This window comes from Fructobacillus ficulneus, from assembly GCF_001047075.2.
Classification (GTDB): domain Bacteria; phylum Bacillota; class Bacilli; order Lactobacillales; family Lactobacillaceae; genus Fructobacillus; species Fructobacillus ficulneus.
The window spans coordinates 340,754-341,186 of the sequence record NZ_DF968005.1; the positions used below are offsets into that span (position 1 = coordinate 340,754).

Below are 433 nucleotides of genomic sequence, written 5' to 3' on the forward strand. Positions count from 1 at the left end.
ACGAATGAAGCGGACCAGCAGAAATTCAGTCAGGACCACCAACATCAGCTTGACGAAGCCAATCAAAAGTTTCAAAAGGCTGCCCACGCCCAGCTCCAGGCGAAAGGGTTACCTGACCCGCATTCAGCTAAGGTGCTCAAGCAGAGTACCGTTACCATGTTAGTCGAGTTTGATCGTGATCCGGCCGCACTAAAACTGACTAATCCTGGCCAAAAGCCTGTTGCTCCGGCAGTTAACCAGGCCAGCCAGGCAGTGATTGACCAACACAAGACAGCCCAGCAAAAGATTGAAAAGATTGCGGGCCACCACGCTCAAAAGTCCTTTGGTTACCTGGTTAATGGGATATCAATTGATGCCAAGGTTGGTGATGCCGACAAAATCAAAGCCATCCCCGGCGTCAAAGAAGTCCAGCCCACCAACGTCTACCAGCCCA

1 protein-coding gene is annotated in these 433 nt (G+C 51.5%); it reads left to right on the forward strand.

Going from position 1 to position 433, the window contains the following annotated elements:
* Positions 1 to 433: hypothetical protein (locus tag AOQ29_RS07755; protein WP_158530766.1), on the forward strand; the 433-nt coding region annotated here is incomplete at both ends.